General features: G+C 52.4%; 15 protein-coding genes. 3 read left to right on the forward strand and 12 right to left on the reverse strand.

The window, feature by feature from the left end:
* Positions 1-35 precede the first annotated feature (35 nt).
* Positions 36-2,345: an autotransporter family protein gene (locus OGY19_RS18125; RefSeq protein ID WP_286596926.1), complete on the reverse strand. Its 2,310-nt coding sequence runs from the start codon at positions 2,343-2,345 to the stop codon at positions 36-38.
* A gap of 482 nt (positions 2,346-2,827) precedes the next feature.
* Positions 2,828-3,352, reverse strand: coding sequence for a single-stranded DNA-binding protein SSB1 (gene ssb1 / locus OGY19_RS18130; RefSeq protein WP_003826621.1), 525 nt, complete (start codon positions 3,350-3,352; stop codon positions 2,828-2,830).
* A gap of 251 nt (positions 3,353-3,603) precedes the next feature.
* Here ssb1 and uvrA point away from each other — a divergent pair, with 251 nt between their 5' ends.
* Positions 3,604-6,426, forward strand: a complete 2,823-nt coding sequence (gene uvrA, locus OGY19_RS18135) for an excinuclease ABC subunit UvrA (RefSeq protein ID WP_137375831.1) — start codon at positions 3,604-3,606, stop codon at positions 6,424-6,426.
* Between the two features lie 77 nt (positions 6,427-6,503).
* Here the strand turns inward: uvrA and OGY19_RS18140 are convergent, their stop codons facing one another.
* The 5 genes from OGY19_RS18140 to dnaB form a co-directional block, all read right to left on the reverse strand.
* Positions 6,504-6,860, reverse strand: coding sequence for an MmcQ/YjbR family DNA-binding protein (locus tag OGY19_RS18140; protein WP_048213923.1), 357 nt, complete (start codon positions 6,858-6,860; stop codon positions 6,504-6,506).
* A 120-nt stretch (positions 6,861-6,980) separates the two neighbouring features.
* Positions 6,981-7,694, reverse strand: a complete 714-nt coding sequence (gene aphA / locus OGY19_RS18145; RefSeq protein WP_048213924.1) for an acid phosphatase AphA — start codon at positions 7,692-7,694, stop codon at positions 6,981-6,983.
* 247 nt (positions 7,695-7,941) lie between these two features.
* Positions 7,942-9,135 (reverse strand): aromatic amino acid transaminase, encoded by a 1,194-nt coding sequence (gene tyrB, locus OGY19_RS18150; protein WP_115601145.1) that lies wholly within the window; start codon positions 9,133-9,135, stop codon positions 7,942-7,944.
* A 129-nt stretch (positions 9,136-9,264) separates the two neighbouring features.
* Entirely contained in the window at positions 9,265-10,344 is a 1,080-nt protein-coding gene (gene alr, locus OGY19_RS18155; protein WP_257748455.1) for an alanine racemase, read from the reverse strand.
* Between the two features lie 16 nt (positions 10,345-10,360).
* A complete protein-coding gene (dnaB, locus tag OGY19_RS18160; RefSeq protein WP_061067020.1) occupies positions 10,361-11,776 on the reverse strand; it encodes a replicative DNA helicase in 1,416 nt (471 codons plus the stop codon).
* Between the two features lie 64 nt (positions 11,777-11,840).
* Here dnaB and OGY19_RS18165 point away from each other — a divergent pair, with 64 nt between their 5' ends.
* A complete protein-coding gene (locus tag OGY19_RS18165) occupies positions 11,841-12,824 on the forward strand; it encodes a quinone oxidoreductase (protein WP_115602366.1) in 984 nt (327 codons plus the stop codon).
* 180 nt (positions 12,825-13,004) lie between these two features.
* Here the strand turns inward: OGY19_RS18165 and pspG are convergent, their stop codons facing one another.
* The 3 genes from pspG to OGY19_RS18180 all read right to left on the reverse strand — a co-directional run bounded on the left by pspG (position 13,005) and on the right by OGY19_RS18180 (position 14,974).
* A complete protein-coding gene (gene pspG, locus OGY19_RS18170; RefSeq protein WP_048213926.1) occupies positions 13,005-13,247 on the reverse strand; it encodes an envelope stress response protein PspG in 243 nt (80 codons plus the stop codon).
* Between the two features lie 133 nt (positions 13,248-13,380).
* Complete coding sequence (gene dusA / locus OGY19_RS18175) at positions 13,381-14,379, reverse strand: tRNA dihydrouridine(20/20a) synthase DusA (protein WP_115601147.1); 999 nt, start codon at positions 14,377-14,379, stop codon at positions 13,381-13,383.
* 106 nt (positions 14,380-14,485) lie between these two features.
* Positions 14,486-14,974 (reverse strand): cupin domain-containing protein, encoded by a 489-nt coding sequence (locus OGY19_RS18180; RefSeq protein WP_286596933.1) that lies wholly within the window; start codon positions 14,972-14,974, stop codon positions 14,486-14,488.
* A 115-nt stretch (positions 14,975-15,089) separates the two neighbouring features.
* Here OGY19_RS18180 and zur point away from each other — a divergent pair, with 115 nt between their 5' ends.
* Positions 15,090-15,608 (forward strand): zinc uptake transcriptional repressor Zur, encoded by a 519-nt coding sequence (gene zur, locus OGY19_RS18185; protein ID WP_003031709.1) that lies wholly within the window; start codon positions 15,090-15,092, stop codon positions 15,606-15,608.
* A gap of 44 nt (positions 15,609-15,652) precedes the next feature.
* On the opposite strand, the gene OGY19_RS18190 is transcribed toward zur, so the two are convergent.
* Both OGY19_RS18190 and dinF read right to left on the reverse strand, forming a co-directional pair.
* Positions 15,653-15,862 (reverse strand): CsbD family protein, encoded by a 210-nt coding sequence (locus OGY19_RS18190; protein WP_005132658.1) that lies wholly within the window; start codon positions 15,860-15,862, stop codon positions 15,653-15,655.
* A 136-nt stretch (positions 15,863-15,998) separates the two neighbouring features.
* Entirely contained in the window at positions 15,999-17,318 is a 1,320-nt protein-coding gene (gene dinF, locus OGY19_RS18195; protein WP_115601149.1) for an MATE family efflux transporter DinF, read from the reverse strand.
* Positions 17,319-17,376: the final 58 nt, after the last annotated feature.

Genomic DNA, 17,376 nt, shown 5'->3' on the forward strand with positions numbered 1-17,376 from the left:
AGCGATAACGATTTTACTGACGTTCCGGTAACCGCTTACCACTCCATCCGGAACCCTGCGTTCACCTGCCAGTTCATATCAATGTCGCCTCCAGCCGATCTTTCCAGGTCAACGTACAGTCGGGAATTATTGTTCTGAGTAAGATGAATATTGGTTCCAATACCGTAGTTAATCCACGAGTCGCTACCTCCCTCACGGACCGTCATGGACGCGTCTTTACCCCACACAGTGACATCACGATCGCCGGCAAACTCATGCAGCAGATCCAGCTTCACATAAATGTCGCTATCCGGGCGTTCCTCAAAGCGATAACCTCCGCGCAATCCGACACGACCAATCACGCTGTCGATATCATTCTGACGTACCCGTAGCCCACTGCTGGTGGTATAACGCGCTTCATCCAATCGGGTATACACGAGTTGCGCTTGCGGTTCGATGAAAGAGGACTCTCCCAGACTAAACTCACGACCGTATTCTGCGCTGGCGCTGATTGACCACGTGCTGCTATCCGCCATCCCCGTGTTGCCGTACACATTTCGGTAGTTAAAATCACTCTCATGGCGGCTATATTTCAGCACCAGATCCAGGTAGTCCTGTTTCTCCGGACGATTCCATGCAGCATAAAGTGAACCACCGTAGCTCTTGTTATCACCCGTGCCATAAGTAAAATCAGCGTTACCTCTCATGTAATGCGCCGCAATGCCTCGCGTCCAGACTGAGTGTTCACTTTCCTCTTTATTGTCATAGCCAAGCTGCCAGAAGCTATACAGGTTTTTGAAATAGCTGCCATTATCGCTTTCCATTTCGCCACCTTTGTAGCGTATCCACAGACCATTTTGCTGCTGATTCTGGCGTAATTCCCCTAAACGCTTATTCAGGCTGTCGATTTCGAGACGAGCGGTGGCCGCCGCGTAGTTTAACCCGGCATTGGCAATCGCGGTGTTGCTCACCGCACTGGCTTTCGTTGAAACCCCCGTGATATACCAGTTTGTGCCATACTGACTTGCCGGATCGCCTTCCCGAATATCAGAACGCAGTAGCGGTTTATAGTCATATACATACTCGTTAGTGATATCGACTTTATCGTACGCTTCGAACGTCACATTGCTGGCAGCATCGGCAACCCAGATATCGTCTTGCAGATCGCTGAGCTTATTAATATTTAACGCCTCAATGGCATGAGTTCCCCCGGTGCTGCTCTTAACGACTTCGATAAAGTCGCTACCATTACGCCGCTGCTCATCGGTTTTATTGGTGTTTACATCAATCAGGAAAATACCGTTGTTGCCTTTCAGATCGTGAATTTTCACCGTTTCGTTGATACTCTGATTGGTATGCAGGTTAAAACCGTGCAGGTTTACCGTCCCGCCGTCTTGCAACGTAATGGCGCTTATCTGAGCGTCTTTGCCATCCGGGATCCAGTAGGCATGATTCGTCAGCGTCAGATTCAAATCTCCCGCCCATTTACCGCTGGCGGTGTCCAGGTAATTCGCTTCATGCCCATGCCAGAATGACTCTGCACCATTGAGGATAATATTCATCTGACTGGTGTGAGTATATAACTTATCGCCGAAGTCGATATTTCCTAACAAATTAACCTTGTTCTCACCCGACTGATTAATATTAACGACGCCACCATCTTTAGCGCTGACCGCATCGCTTTTTGATGAACCATCAGGATAACCGCTGTTGTTCTCCAGCAGTTCTTTAAAATTACTGGCGTAAGTATTAATATAAACATCGCCACCGTTCGCCGTAATAGTTGAACCTGCACCGCGCGCATAGATTCCATTATTTGCCAGCGTGGCGTCTTCCCCCTCGTTGGTGTGTTCGACCTCTGAACGAATGTACGCATTGCCGTTTACAGTGATATCCGCACCGCTTCCCGCATACAACGCAGTATTATTATGGGTATACTTAGAGCCAATTAAGAAAGTATTTTTCAGGCTAAAGTTATCAACTTTGACGTTGGTGCCCTGACCTTCGGCGGATAAGCCAAAAAAGGCCAGCCCGGCGCGGTGTTCCTGTTGCGTAGTTCCGCTGATATTAACGTTGTAATTACCAATTTGATACTCTCCCGCCTGGTCTTTGGTGATACTGCCAATCTTCACCTCAAGGCCATTACCTTCACCTCGCACAGGGTTATCAATATTTACCGTGATATCATAGTTTTTATCATCAGCAATCGTATCCCGAATGATGATCCCTTCCTGACCACCATTAACATCTATATAATTCAGTTCATAGTTTTTTGCACTCGCCAATCCAGCGCAAACCAACTGCGCTGCGGTAAATGAGAGTGCAAAGGGTATTATTGCTTTAGGGTTTATCTTCCTTTGATACATAGTAAGCTCCATAACAAATAGTTTATCAAATCACTTATTAACACCCCACCAATAAAAAGCAGCAAATAATAAATGTATTTTCATTAACGAAGAATTGATAAGCTAAAAGTATTATTTAAAGCCAGACATTAACTTGTCAATATTTACCATGCAGTAAAATACACTTTTACCATTAATTTAATTGAATATTACTCTCCAGGAAACTATCTCAAAAAGAAGAAATTGAATGTACGACACATTTTCACCAATTATTACCTTCATATTTTCTTTTATTATTCGATAATACCTACATTTATTTTCATTTCTCATGGTTATAAATAAATATTATCGAATATTAGCGCTAATCAGCTCGCATTAAATGAATCATCAAGCTGCAATGATAAACCAGAAAATACCGAATAATTAATTCTGAATAAGAGATGTAAAAAAACCCCGTCACAACGGGGTTTTCATCAGTACGAACGTTAATACGTTCGGCTATCTTAGAACGGAATATCGTCGTCGAAGTCCATCGGCGGTTCGTTAGACGGCGCTGCCGGAGCGGACTGCTGCGGACGAGACTGTGCGCCGCCGCTGAACTGGTTGCCGCCCTGCGGCTGCTGAGGCTGACCCCAACCACCTTGCTGCTGACCACCACCTGCCGGCGCGCCGCCGCCCTGACGACCACCCAGCATTTGCATGGTGCCGCCAACGTTAACAACGACTTCAGTGGTGTATTTTTCTACGCCGGATTGATCGGTCCATTTGCGGGTACGCAGTTGGCCTTCAATATAGACCTGAGAACCTTTACGCAGATATTCGCTGGCGACTTCCGCCAGTTTGCCAAACAGCACAACACGGTGCCATTCAGTCTGCTCTTTCATTTCGCCGGTCGCTTTATCACGCCAGGATTCGGAAGTAGCCAGCGTAATGTTGGCAACTGCGCCACCATTCGGCATATAGCGTACTTCCGGGTCCTGGCCCAGATTACCGACGAGAATCACCTTGTTTACGCCTCTGCTGGCCATGATCGTGTCTCCTGAAAAACGTTACTGAATAAGTGTAAGCGCGGGATTGTAGCATTTCCAATAGCGCTTTTACTACGTTGCGAAGTTGATTCCAGTAAACAACCTCCGCCAGACATTGTTGCACAGGAACATGCGTTTTGCATTCCAATACTGTATATCCATTCAGGTCAGGTTGTGTCATAATTAACCGTTTGTGATCGCCGGTAGCACCATGCAGCCAGGCAAAAAAGCGTTTAATCCGGGAAAGATGAATGGATAAGATCGAAGTTCGGGGCGCCCGCACCCATAATCTCAAAAACATCAACCTCGTCATCCCGCGCGACAAGCTGATTGTCGTCACCGGGCTTTCGGGCTCAGGCAAATCTTCGCTCGCTTTCGACACCTTGTATGCCGAAGGGCAGCGTCGTTACGTTGAATCCCTTTCCGCGTACGCACGTCAGTTTCTGTCGCTGATGGAAAAACCGGACGTCGACCACATTGAGGGGCTCTCTCCTGCCATCTCAATTGAACAAAAATCGACGTCGCATAACCCGCGATCCACGGTAGGTACGATTACCGAAATTCACGACTATCTGCGTCTGCTGTTTGCCCGCGTTGGCGAGCCGCGCTGCCCGGATCACGACGTTCCCCTGGCAGCGCAGACCGTTAGCCAGATGGTGGACAACGTCCTGTCGCAGCCGGAAGGCAAACGTCTGATGCTGCTGGCGCCGGTAATTAAGGAGCGTAAAGGCGAGCACACCAAAACGCTGGAAAACCTGGCAGGCCAGGGCTATATCCGCGCCCGTATCGATGGCGAAGTGTGTGACCTTTCCGATCCGCCCAAGCTTGAGCTGCAAAAGAAACACACTATTGAAGTGGTGATTGACCGCTTTAAAGTACGCGACGACCTCACCCAGCGACTGGCTGAATCCTTTGAAACCGCGCTGGAGCTTTCCGGTGGTACGGCGGTGGTCGCCGATATGGACGACCCGAAAGCGGAAGAGCTGCTGTTCTCCGCCAACTTCGCCTGCCCGATTTGCGGCTACAGCATGCGCGAACTGGAACCCCGCCTGTTCTCGTTCAACAACCCGGCGGGTGCATGCCCAACCTGTGACGGTCTCGGCGTGCAGCAGTATTTCGATCCTGACCGGGTGATTCAAAACCCGGAACTGTCGCTCGCCGGTGGGGCTATTCGTGGTTGGGATCGCCGTAACTTCTATTATTTCCAGATGCTTAAGTCTCTGGCTGAACACTATAAATTCGACGTTGAAGCCCCATGGGCCAGCCTGAGCCCTACCGTGCATAAAGTGGTGCTGTACGGTTCGGGTAAAGAAAATATCGAATTCAAATACATGAACGATCGTGGCGATACGTCCGTACGTCGTCACCCGTTTGAAGGTGTGCTGCACAATATGGAGCGCCGTTATAAAGAGACGGAGTCCAGTGCGGTACGCGAAGAATTAGCCAAATTCATCAGTAACCGACCGTGCGCCAGCTGTGAAGGGACGCGTTTACGTCGCGAGGCCCGCCACGTATTTGTTGAAAATACACCGCTGCCTGCAATTTCTGACATGAGCATCGGTCATGCAATGGATTTCTTCAACAATCTGAAGCTTGCGGGTCAGCGGGCGAAGATTGCTGAGAAAATTCTTAAAGAGATTGGCGATCGTCTGAAGTTCCTGGTCAACGTCGGCCTCAACTACCTGACGCTATCGCGGTCGGCGGAAACGCTATCTGGCGGTGAGGCCCAGCGTATTCGTCTGGCAAGCCAGATCGGCGCGGGTCTGGTCGGTGTAATGTACGTGCTGGATGAACCATCTATCGGTCTGCATCAGCGCGATAACGAGCGTCTGCTGGGTACGCTTATCCACCTGCGTAATCTGGGTAATACCGTCATTGTGGTCGAGCACGATGAAGATGCGATTCGCGCCGCTGACCACGTTATCGACATCGGCCCCGGCGCGGGCGTTCACGGCGGCCAGGTGGTTGCTGAAGGAACGCTAAAAGATATCATGGCGGTGCCTGAGTCGCTAACCGGCCAGTACATGAGCGGTAAGCGCAAAATTGAAGTACCGAAACAGCGCGTGGCGGCTGACCCGGAAAAAGTGCTGAAGCTCACCGGCGCACGCGGTAACAACCTGAAAGATGTCACTCTGACGCTGCCGGTTGGTTTATTTACCTGCATTACCGGGGTTTCCGGCTCAGGTAAATCGACGCTGATCAACGATACGCTGTTCCCAATTGCGCAGACGGCGCTGAACGGTGCGACGCTGGCGGAACCTGCGCCGTATCGCGATGTTCAGGGTCTGGAACATTTCGACAAAGTCATCGATATTGACCAAAGCCCGATTGGCCGTACGCCGCGCTCTAACCCGGCAACCTACACCGGCGTGTTTACGCCAGTGCGCGAACTGTTTGCCGGCGTGCCGGAGTCACGTGCGCGCGGTTACACGCCAGGCCGTTTCAGCTTTAACGTCCGTGGTGGACGCTGTGAAGCCTGTCAGGGCGACGGCGTGATCAAAGTCGAAATGCACTTCCTGCCGGATATCTACGTGCCGTGCGATCAGTGCAAAGGTAAGCGCTATAACCGCGAAACGCTGGAGATTAAGTACAAGGGCAAGACTATCCACGAAGTGCTGGATATGACGATTGAAGAAGCCCGTGAGTTCTTCGATGCCGTTCCGGCGCTGGCGCGTAAGCTGCAAACGCTGATGGACGTTGGTCTGACGTACATCCGACTGGGTCAGTCCGCAACGACCCTCTCTGGCGGTGAGGCGCAGCGCGTGAAGCTGGCGCGTGAGTTGTCCAAACGCGGTACCGGACAGACGCTGTATATTCTCGATGAGCCGACCACTGGTCTGCATTTTGCGGATATTCAGCAACTGCTGGACGTGCTGCATCAGCTCCGGGATCAGGGCAACACCATCGTGGTGATTGAGCACAATCTGGACGTGATTAAAACCGCAGACTGGATTGTCGATCTCGGTCCGGAAGGCGGCAGCGGCGGCGGGGAAATTTTAGTCTCCGGCACACCGGAGACGGTCGCTGAATGTGAAGCCTCACACACGGCACGTTTCCTCAAGCCGCTGTTGTAATCCTGCCCTTATCAGGCCTACGGGCACATACCCTGTAGGCCGGATAAGTCGCTGGCGACGCCATCCGGCAAAACGGATCAAGGCTGCACCAGCAACCTGCGCTTATCTTCCGGCAAGGTGTTTATGGCCTGCTGATAAGACGCGTCCACCAGATAATAAATCTGTGAACCCGGCAGTGAGCCGTCAAGATACACCGTGCTCCAGTGCGCTTTATTGAGATGGCGGCTGGGTCGCACGTCTTTATGTTGCTGACGCAGCAATTCTGCCAGTTCAGGGCTGGTTTTCAGAGAGACCGCCGGGCGGCCTTCGACCTCTTTGACCATCGCAAAAAGTACATCTTCAACTTTGATTTGCGTGGCTTTCCAGTCACTATGCACGCTCTGCTCCGCACCCGTTTTTGCCATGCAGTATTGCAGCAACTCCGAATTCGTCATCTTTATTCCCCTTACCAGCATATTGCCTAATGAGAACATCTTTTATTCAGTGTGCAGCAAGTCCGCAAAAGGTAAAAGCCAGCAGCGTAAATTTGTTTAAAAAAGCAGCATTTCGTATTCTCAATACTCCGAGTTGACGATCACCTCTTCACCAAACGCGCCAGCCTGCGGCAGCGGTTTATAGGTAGAGTTAGAGGCGCGTAAAATACGGATGCCGCGGATTCCTACGTCGCGAGCGGCGGTGATGTCATTGTCGGAGTCACCGTAGAACATGCGGATGCTTTTATCCTGCAACCACTGCGTTTTGGTGTTCTGACCGGGTTTATCACCGGCAAAAATGACCGGATTCATATTGCCGGCCGGGATGTGAAAGTTATCGGCCAGCGTTTTCGATACCGTTTCGGTCTTCGTCTGACTACGCCCGGTCACGAAAAAGATGCTGTCGCCACGACGCACATGCATATCAATCAACTGGCGCGCCACTTCTTTCGGAATACTGAATTCATCCCAGCCATTGTTCATTTTTTCCCAGAAGGCCGGATTCTTCAGGTAATCCTCACTGTCCGGGGAATACGTTTTTTTACCGCGCCAGAAGCCCGGGCTGGAAAAGAGAACCGTATCATCGATATCAAAGCCAACGGCCATCGGCGGGCGTCCGGTCAGGCTGTTTTCGATTTGTGCCACGGAGACCCAGTGAATGGGGGCCTGCTCAGCGAGTTTTGCAACGTTGGTGCCCGGATTAAGCTGAGAAGGAGAGGAAACTAACGCCTGAGCGGGCTGATTTAACGTGAACAATAAACAAACGGCACTCAGTGCCAGGGTAAACTTGCGCATATTTTTCCCTAAGTAGTCAGTTAGTTATGATTTTTTATTTAACAACTGGTCAAAAAACTATCTGACCTTACCCCCTGGGGGAAGGGAAAGGAAGGATTTTCTCTGGTTTTGTCCAGGAAAAGGAGCATGATCACACAGGAAAGTACGCCTGATGGCGCTCCGCTTATCAGGCCTACAAACTAAAATCCATGTATCCTTGTAGGACAGATAAGGCGTTTACGCGCCATCCGGCATCACACAAAGCCGATTACATGACGGCGGCAAATGCCTTCGCCACGCGCTGCACATTACCGTGATTCAACCCGGCCACGCACATACGTCCGCTGGCTATCAGGTAAACACCAAACTCATCGCGCAGGCGATCGACCTGAGCGGCGCTGAGCCCGGTATAGCTGAACATACCGCGCTGTTGCAGCAGGTAATCAAAGTTACGGCCCGGGATCTCCGCATTCAATACGTTAACCAGTTCCTGACGCATCGCCAGAATGCGGGTACGCATTGCCTCAACTTCCGCCAGCCAGCTCGCTTTCAGCTCTTCATCCCCCAGTACCGCGGCAACCACCTGCGCACCAAAGTTTGGCGGACTGGAGTAGTTCCGGCGCACCGTCGCTTTTAGCTGCCCCAGAACGCGGCTGGCAGCATCGGCGTCTTCACACACCACAGAAAGCCCGCCAACACGTTCGCCATACAATGAGAAAATTTTGGAGAATGAGTTGCTAACCAGAGTTGGTAAACCAGCACTCGCAATCGCACGGATGGCGTACGCATCATCTTCCATTCCGCCACCAAAACCCTGGTAGGCAATGTCGAGGAACGGGATCAGGTCGCGCGCTTTCAGGATCTCAATCACCGCATCCCACTGTGCTGGTGTTAAATCCGCACCCGTGGGGTTATGGCAGCACGGATGCAGCAGCACAATGCTACGCACCGGTAAGGTATTCAGCGCTGCCAGCAGATCGTTGAAACGCACGCCATTAGTCGCGTTGTCATACCATGGGTAAGTACTTACTTCGAATCCCGCCCCTTCAAAAATCGCGATGTGGTTTTCCCAGGTCGGATCGCTGACCCACACGCCAGAATCAGGGAAATAGCGCTTCAGGAAGTCTGCGCCAACCTTTAGCGCGCCGGAGCCGCCCAGCGTCTGAATGGTTGCCACGCGCTGTTGCTGGAGTACCGGATGCTGCGCCCCAAACAGCAACGGCGCAATAGTATGGCGATAAGCGTTCAGACCTTCCATCGGCAGATACAGCGAAGCGCCATGCGGTTTGGCATTGAGTCTGGCTTCCGCTTCCGCTACCGCTTTAAGCTGAGGAATAATCCCATCTTCGTTGTAATACAGGCCAATGCTGAGGTTCACTTTGTCGCTACGTGAATCTTCTTTGAACCGCTCCATGAGCGATAAAATCGGGTCGCCGGCGTAGGCGTCAACTTTTTGAAACACGTGTGGTTCTCCAGGTTTACAGGCAGAGGATATGAACACAATAAACCGGAAGCAGGAGAAGATCGAGAGGATGTTGAGAGGAATATTGCCGGATAGCGGCGTAACCGCCTTATCCGGCACATCATGCGCTTAATCGATATACTTCATCGCCACGCGCGACGTCAGGCGCGTAATAAGTTCGTAAGCACTTACTTTCGTCATTTCAGCAATGCGTTCAACGGGCAGGCCTTCCCCCCACAGGATCACCGAATCGCCAGCTTTATCCTGCGCCTCGGGGCCTAAATCGACGCAGATCATATCCATCGCGACGCGGCCGACGATCGGCACTTCACGGCCATTAACCAGCACCGGCGTCCCGGACGGCGCTGCGCGCGGATAACCGTCGCCGTAGCCCATCGCCACCACGCCGAGACGCGTGTCGCGCTCGCTTTGCCAGGTTCCACCATAGCCAACCGGCTCGCCCGCTTTGTGCTCACGCACCGCAATCAGGCTGGAGGTCAGCGACATCACCGGCTGACAGCCAAAATCGGCGCCGATAGAGTGGTTTTCCAGCGGCGATACGCCGTACAGAATCAGCCCCGGACGCGCCCAGTCGAAGTGGGACTGGGGCCACAGCAAAATACCACCCGACGCAGCAATTGAACGCTGTCCAGGTTTTCCCTCGCAAAAGCTATTAAAGATATCGAGCTGTTTTTCCGTCGCGCCGCATTCAGGTTCATCCGCGCGCGCAAAGTGGCTGACGATATTAACCGGCTGGCGCACGTTGTCACATTGCGTTAAACGCTGATAAAACGCTTCGGCCTGCTCAGGGCGCACGCCCAGGCGGTGCATCCCCGTGTCGAGCTTCATCCAGACGGTGACCGGTTCAGCCAGTTCTGCGGCTTCCAGGGCTTCAAGCTGCTCCTGGTTGTGGACGGCAGTATGCAGACGCTGCGCGGAGATCGTCGGCAGATCGGCGGCATCAAAAAATCCCTCCAGCAGCAGGATGGGCTGCGTGATCCCTCCCGCTCGCAGCCGCAGGGCTTCTTCAAGACGAGCGACACCAAAAGCGTCCGCATCGGGGAGCGTTCGCGCAGTCTCTAACAGACCGTGGCCGTAAGCGTTCGCTTTCACGACCGCAACCAGTTTGCTGGCAGGAGCCAGTTCACGCAGACGTTGCAGGTTGTGTCGCAGAGCGCGGCGGTTAATGACTACAGTTGCCGCTTGCATTTGTATTCCTTAGAAATTACTCATCATCATATTGAGGACCGGCATAGTTGTCGAAGCGGGACCACTGTCCGTTAAACGTCAGGCGCACCGTACCGATCGGACCGTTACGCTGCTTACCAATAATAATTTCGGCGATGCCTTTTAAGTCACTGTTTTCGTGATAAACCTCATCACGATAGATAAACATGATTAAGTCGGCATCCTGTTCGATGGAGCCGGATTCACGCAGATCCGAGTTGACCGGACGCTTGTCCGCGCGTTGTTCCAGTGAACGGTTAAGCTGCGATAGCGCTACCACCGGCACATGCAGTTCTTTTGCTAACGCCTTCAGCGAGCGGGAAATTTCAGCAATTTCCAGCGTACGGTTATCGGAGAGCGACGGTACACGCATCAGTTGCAGGTAGTCGATCATGATAAGGCCGATACCGCCGTGTTCACGGGCGATACGACGAGCACGCGAGCGCACTTCCGTTGGCGTCAGGCCGGAAGAATCATCAATATAGATGTTTCGTTTCTCCAGCAAAATACCCATTGTTCCGGAAATTCGCGCCCAGTCTTCATCATCCAGTTGACCGGTACGGATTTTGGTCTGGTCCACGCGCGAAAGCGAGGCCAAAGAACGCATCATGATTTGTTCTGAGGGCATTTCAAGACTGAAGATAAGAACCGGCTTATCCTGCAACATCGCCGCATTTTCGACGAGGTTCATTGCAAATGTCGTTTTACCCATCGACGGACGCGCGGCGACGATAATCAAGTCCGACGGCTGTAGACCCGCGGTCTTTTTGTTGAGGTCGTCATAACCGGTGTTTACGCCGGTGACGCCGTCGTGCGGCTGCTGGAACAACTGCTCGATACGCGCGACGGTTGCGTCGAGCACATCGGTGATGTTTTTCGGGCCTTCGTCTTTGTTGGCACGGCTTTCAGCGATTTTAAAGACGCGGGATTCCGCAAGATCCAGCAGGTCTTCACTGGAGCGCCCTTGTGGATCGAAACCAGCTTCCGCAATTTCATGGGCCACCGAAATCATGTCACGAACAACGGCGCGTTCGCGGACGATATCCGCATAAGCACTAATGTTCGCCGCACTTGGCGTGTTTTTAGATAACTCAGCCAGGTAAGCAAAGCCGCCGACGCTGTCCAGTTGTCCCTGAACCTCCAGCGATTCTGCGAGCGTGATCAGGTCGATAGGTTTTCCCATCTCCTGCAGTCGATGCATTTCCGTGAAGATGTGCCGGTGCGGTCGGGTATAGAAATCTTCCGCCACCACGCGCTCGGCCACATCGTCCCAGCGTTCGTTATCCAGCATTAAACCGCCCAACACCGACTGTTCCGCTTCAATCGAGTGCGGCGGTACTTTCAGCCCGGCGACCTGGGGATCGCGCTCACGAGCATCAGTCTGTTGTTTGTTGAAGGGTTTATTTCCTGCCATAGTGAATGGAGTTACCGAGATAATGATTGGGTCGAAAGATTACCACATTTCTTTTGGAGGAAGCATGGCAACGCGTATTGAATTTCACAAGCATGGTGGTCCTGAAGTGCTTCAGGTCGTCGAGTTTACGCCTGCAGATCCGGCAGAGAACGAAATCCAGGTCGAGAACAAAGCGATTGGCATCAACTATATCGACACTTACATCCGCAGTGGTCTTTATCCACCGCCTTCTCTGCCCAGCGGTCTGGGAACCGAAGCCGCCGGCGTAGTCAGCAAAGTGGGGAGCAAAGTGACGCACATTAAAGCTGGCGATCGCGTGGTGTATGCGCAGTCAGCGCTTGGCGCTTACAGCTCAGTGCATAACGTTCCGGCCGATAAAGCCGCCATCCTACCCAACGCTATCTCATTTGAACAAGCCGCAGCCTCATTCCTGAAAGGGTTAACCGTTTTTTATCTGCTGCGTAAAACCTATGAAATTCAGCCTGATGAGCCGTTTTTGTTCCATGCGGCTGCGGGCGGCGTCGGGATGATTGCCTGCCAGTGGGCAAAAGCATTAGGCGCGAAGCTGATTGGCACCGTCGGCAGTGCACAAAAAGCGCAAATTGCGCTGCAGGCCGGCGCATGGCAGGTCATTAACTACCGTGAAGAAAGTATCGTCGAACGGGTTAAGGAGATAACCGGAGGTAAAAAAGTGCGGGTGGTATACGACTCGGTGGGAAAAGATACCTGGGAAGCCTCGCTGGATTGTTTACAGCGCCGGGGACTAATGGTCAGCTTTGGTAATGCTTCCGGGCCGGTGACTGGCGTGAACTTAGGTATTCTGAACCAGAAAGGTTCGCTGTACGTGACCCGTCCTTCACTCCAGGGGTATATCACCAATCACCGCGAATTAACCGAAGCCAGCAATGAGCTATTCTCGCTGATTGCCAGCGGGGTGATCAAAGTGGATGTCGCGCCGGGTCAGAAATTTGCGTTAAGTGACGCGCAACGAGCCCATGAAGCACTGGAAAGCAGGGCCACGCAGGGATCGAGTTTGCTAATCCCATAATGCTCCGACTTCCCCTAAAGATTAGGGCTTCCCATGGGAAGCCCTTTCTTTTTTTAGTTCGGCTGTATGTAGGGTACAGCTCGATGAATTCGTTAACCTGGCAATAGTGACAGATTTGATAATCAATTCCTATTTGGTTCTAAAGGCAATGTTGCAGGTTGTGACGCACCGCTCAATACCTTAGTAAAATCGGCGGTTATTGCGCTGATACTGTGGGACTTTTGGCGCTTTTATCGCCTTGATAACCCACACCACGGCAACGGCCAGTAACAGCCAGGGTAACAGTTTAATCATCAACGCAAACATCCCACCGAGGAACATTACTGCCGTCGCCACCATCAGCGCGGCGAGGATGCCCAACAGTGATATGCCAGTGACCATCAGCATGATAAAAAAACCAATCACAAAAAGTAGTTCCAGCATAACGCTCTCCCGAAATGAAATTCTCTCCATTGCTTTACAAGAAACATGCCAAAAATAATGTATTGATTTATAAAGAAAACGCCCCGCGACAAAGCGCAGGGCGTGGTGAAATTAACTAACTTTTGGTGAAAACTTAACGCTTGTCTGCCACCAGTTTCAGCGCGTGTTCCAGAACGTTAATATCGGCCCCGGCTTTATGCGCATTTTCACTCAGATAACGACGCCATTGGCGTGCGCCTGGAATTCCCTGGAACAACCCCAGCATGTGGCGGGTCACATGCCCCAGATACGTACCTTTACTCAGCTCCCGCTCAATATAGGGATACATGGCACGCACCACGGCGACAGGGTCTGCATCCGGCGTGGTCGCAGCAAAAATTTCACGGTCGACCGACGCCAGAATCCCCGGATTTTGATAGGCTTCCCGGCCCACCATTACGCCGTCCATATATTGCAGATGCGTTTTTGCTTCTTCCAGTGATTTAATTCCGCCGTTAATCGACATCGTCAACTGCGGGAAATCACGCTTCAACTGATAAACACGGTCATAATCCAGCGGTGGGATTTCGCGGTTTTCTTTCGGGCTTAACCCCGACAGCCAGGCCTTGCGGGCGTGGATGATAAACATCTCACATTCGCCGTTGCCAGATACCGTGTTGATGAAATCGCAGAGGAATTCGTAGCTGTCCTGATCATCAATGCCGATACGGGTTTTCACCGTTACCGGAATCGACACCGCGTCGCGCATCGCCTTCACGCAATCGGCGACCAGTTGCGCATTCCCCATCAGGCAAGCGCCAAACATGCCGTTTTGTACGCGATCGGAAGGGCAGCCGACGTTGAGGTTAATCTCGTCATAACCTCGTGCTTCAGCCAGCTTTGCGCACTGGGCCAACGCAGCCGGATCGCTCCCACCTAGCTGAAGTGCAACCGGATGTTCTTCTTCGCTATACGCCAGGTAATCGCCTTTGCCATGAATAATTGCCCCGGTAGTCACCATCTCCGTATAGAGCAACGTCTGGCGGGACAGCAGGCGCAAAAAGTAGCGGCAGTGTCTGTCCGTCCAGTCGAGCATCGGCGCGATAGAAAAACGATGAGCGGGAAAAGCGGTAGACTGAGATTCAGGCAGCATGGCGAATATTCAAGCATCCGGTTAAAAAAGGGGCGCTACTATAGCATAGACCGTTGCGATAGTGAGCCACATCATCGTGGATAGCGCCCTTCGTTCGCGTGGATCGTCATTTCCGCCCAGGTTTTCCGTCGTGTGGACCAAAAAACTGTGGAGGATGATCAACCCAGCGATCTTCACGCGTGACTGCATAGACCGGATTGAGTGGATAGTAGATGCGGTTATGCTTCTTGTTCGCCTCACCGACGACCAGCAGCCGCATCTCGTCACTGGTGTTGTTGATAAAAGTGTGGCACACACCGGTTCCTGCCGGAAAACCAACGCTGTCGCCGGGTTCCAGCTTCCATAAGTAACCATTTATCCAGGCTTCCGGGTACCCTTCCAGCACGTAGATGAACTCTTCTTCATCACTTTCAGCGTGTGGATAAGAAGTACGCCGACCCGGCGGCAGACGTTCGTGATGGATGCCTAATCGCCCTAACCCCAACCTGCGGGCCAGCGGCGCGCCAATAGAAAAAAGCTCATCGCTGCCTGGATAGGTGGAGTCATCAGGCTCCTCAACTTCACGCCAGTGACGAATACAATCGGGTCTTTTCATGTTAATTTTCCAGTGTTGCGATGCGTCAGGTATAGCACACAGCGGTGGATCTCGGCGTTTTAAGCAGAACATGATAAAGTAAGGGATTAACCTTCCACGCAAATCGAGGCGCCAAATGGACAAAACCACCACGCAGGAGTTATTGGCTCAAGCTGAAAAACTCTGTGCGCAACGTAACGTGCGGCTCACGCCACAACGCCTCGAAGTGCTGCGCCTGATGAGCCTGCAGGAAGGGGCAATCAGCGCTTACGATCTGCTTGATCTGTTAAGGGAAACCGAACCACAGGCTAAGCCGCCTACCGTCTATCGTGCGCTCGATTTTCTGCTTGAACAAGGTTTTGTGCACAAAGTGGAGTCAACCAACAGCTATGTGCTTTGCCATCTGTTCGATCAGCCAACCCACAGTTCCGCAATGTTCATCTGCGACCGCTGTGGCGTGGTAAAAGAAGAGTGTGCGGAAGGCGTGGAAGATATTATGCATACGCTGGCAGCTAAAATGGGATTTGCTCTGCGCCATAATGTGATTGAAGCCCACGGCCTGTGTCCGGCATGTGTGGAAGTTGAATCATGCCGCCATCCTGGCGAATGCCAGCATGACCATACCATTCAGGTGAAAAAGAAAGTCGGGCGGTAAATAAAAGAGCGTACGTCCTTGTACTCTCAGGAGGGAGGGGTTAATTACCAGCGGTAATCGTTGCGTTTTTCCCAATCTTTAACTTCTTTCTCCGCCTGATCTTTCGCGTACCCGTATCGTTCCTGGACTTTACCAACCAGCTGGTCGCGTTTACCTTCAATGACCGTCATATCATCATCGGTCAGTTTGCCCCATTGCTCTTTCACTTTACCTTTGAACTGTTTCCAGTTACCACTGACTTCGTCTTTATTCATCATCAAGTCCTCATCGTTAGGTTGTGAATAGCGAGAGTGCCGCGCCCGAATACATGCTGTTTTTGCTGGACGTGATAGTAAGTGTAGTCAGGGATTCTGGGTTTTATTTACTATTCGGAATTTTTAACCATAGGCATCAGGCAAACCAGGTGCCATTACGCCAGTGACGTCGCCAGATGAAGGCTAGTGAAAGCCCGCGCAGCGCGAGAAAAACGGTTAACGCCAGCCACAAGCCGTGGTTTCCCAGCAGCGGTAAAGTCAGGAGCGTTAAGGCGAATCCCACTGCGGCAACGGCCATACTGTTGCGCATTTCTACGGCACGCGTTGCGCCAATAAACATGCCGTCCAGCAGATAACACCACACACCCACCAGCGGCAAAACCACCTGCCAGAAAAGATAGCGATCAGCCAGGTGTTGGATTTGCGGCAGCGAGGTCAGCAGCGCCACAATCTGCTCGCCGAACAGGGCATAAACCATCGAAAACAGGACGGCCACAATACCCGACTGCCGGCAGGCCGCCCGCCAGACATCCAGCAACTGGCTACCATCGCGTGCCCCATAGGCCTGGCCAGAGTGCGCTTCCACTGCATAGGCAAATCCGTCCAGCGCATAGGCGGTAAAGGTTAGCAGGGTCATCAGAACGGCATTGACCGCAATGACATCGCTACCGAGGCGAGCCCCGAGTACCGTGATAGCACCAAAGCAGAGTTGCAACAGCAGCGAACGCAGCATGATGTCACGGTTGAGCGCCAGCAAACGGCGGAAGTTGCCACGCCACGCCTGCTTCAGCATTGCCAGCGAAACTCCGCGCAAATGCAGGACTTTGCGTACCATCATCAGACCGATAAGCAGCGTGGCATATTCGGCAATCACCGTCGCCAGTGCTGCACCCTGCACGTTCATATGCAGGCCCATCACCAGCCATAAATCGAGCGCAATGTTGAGAATATTGCCGACAATCAGCAGGATAACCGGCGCACGCGCATATTGTACGCCAAGCAACCAGCCGAGCAGCACCAGATTGGCCAGTGAGGCGGGCGCGCTTAGCCAGCGGATTTCCAGGAAACGCCGGGCTTGTTCCAGTACCGCTTCACTACCCCCGACAATATGCAGCGCTAAATCGATAATCGGCGTGCGAAACAGCGCGATAAACAGCCCCGCTCCCAGCGCCAGTATCAGCGGTTGTACCAGCGCGCGCGCCAGCGCCTGAGGATTTTTCGCACCGAACGCCTGGGCCGTCAGGCCGGTGGTACTCATGCGTAAAAACAGCAGCAGCATAAAGAGAAAACTGGTCGCTGTTGCGCCGACAGCAACGCCACCCAGGTAGACCGGGCTATCCAAATGACCAATCACTGCGGTATCCACCAGCCCCAGCAGTGGAACAGTGATGTTGGAGAAAATCATCGGTAAGGCAAGGTGCCAGAGTGCTTTATCAGAGGAGGTAAAGAAAGGCATGGAAAAGAGCCTGAAAAGAAATTAACGCGTTTTTGTAGGCCCGATAAGCGTAGCATCA

The organism is Citrobacter sp. Cy070, assembly GCF_030332245.1.
GTDB lineage: Bacteria > Pseudomonadota > Gammaproteobacteria > Enterobacterales > Enterobacteriaceae > Citrobacter > Citrobacter youngae.

Bases quoted from the DNA above. Each gene is read 5' to 3' on its own strand.
- OGY19_RS18125 (WP_286596926.1), bottom strand. From the start codon at position 2,345: ATGTATCAAAGGAAGATAAACCCTAAAGCAATAATACCCTTTGCACTC.
- ssb1 (WP_003826621.1), bottom strand. From the start codon at position 3,352: ATGGCCAGCAGAGGCGTAAACAAGGTGATTCTCGTCGGTAATCTGGGC.
- uvrA (WP_137375831.1), top strand. From the start codon at position 3,604: ATGGATAAGATCGAAGTTCGGGGCGCCCGCACCCATAATCTCAAAAAC.
- OGY19_RS18140 (WP_048213923.1), bottom strand. From the start codon at position 6,860: ATGACGAATTCGGAGTTGCTGCAATACTGCATGGCAAAAACGGGTGCG.
- aphA (WP_048213924.1), bottom strand. From the start codon at position 7,694: ATGCGCAAGTTTACCCTGGCACTGAGTGCCGTTTGTTTATTGTTCACG.
- alr (WP_257748455.1), bottom strand. From the start codon at position 10,344: ATGCAAGCGGCAACTGTAGTCATTAACCGCCGCGCTCTGCGACACAAC.
- dnaB (WP_061067020.1), bottom strand. From the start codon at position 11,776: ATGGCAGGAAATAAACCCTTCAACAAACAACAGACTGATGCTCGTGAG.
- OGY19_RS18165 (WP_115602366.1), top strand. From the start codon at position 11,841: ATGGCAACGCGTATTGAATTTCACAAGCATGGTGGTCCTGAAGTGCTT.
- pspG (WP_048213926.1), bottom strand. From the start codon at position 13,247: ATGCTGGAACTACTTTTTGTGATTGGTTTTTTTATCATGCTGATGGTC.
- dusA (WP_115601147.1), bottom strand. From the start codon at position 14,379: ATGCTGCCTGAATCTCAGTCTACCGCTTTTCCCGCTCATCGTTTTTCT.
- OGY19_RS18180 (WP_286596933.1), bottom strand. From the start codon at position 14,974: ATGAAAAGACCCGATTGTATTCGTCACTGGCGTGAAGTTGAGGAGCCT.
- zur (WP_003031709.1), top strand. From the start codon at position 15,090: ATGGACAAAACCACCACGCAGGAGTTATTGGCTCAAGCTGAAAAACTC.
- OGY19_RS18190 (WP_005132658.1), bottom strand. From the start codon at position 15,862: ATGAATAAAGACGAAGTCAGTGGTAACTGGAAACAGTTCAAAGGTAAA.
- dinF (WP_115601149.1), bottom strand. From the start codon at position 17,318: ATGCCTTTCTTTACCTCCTCTGATAAAGCACTCTGGCACCTTGCCTTA.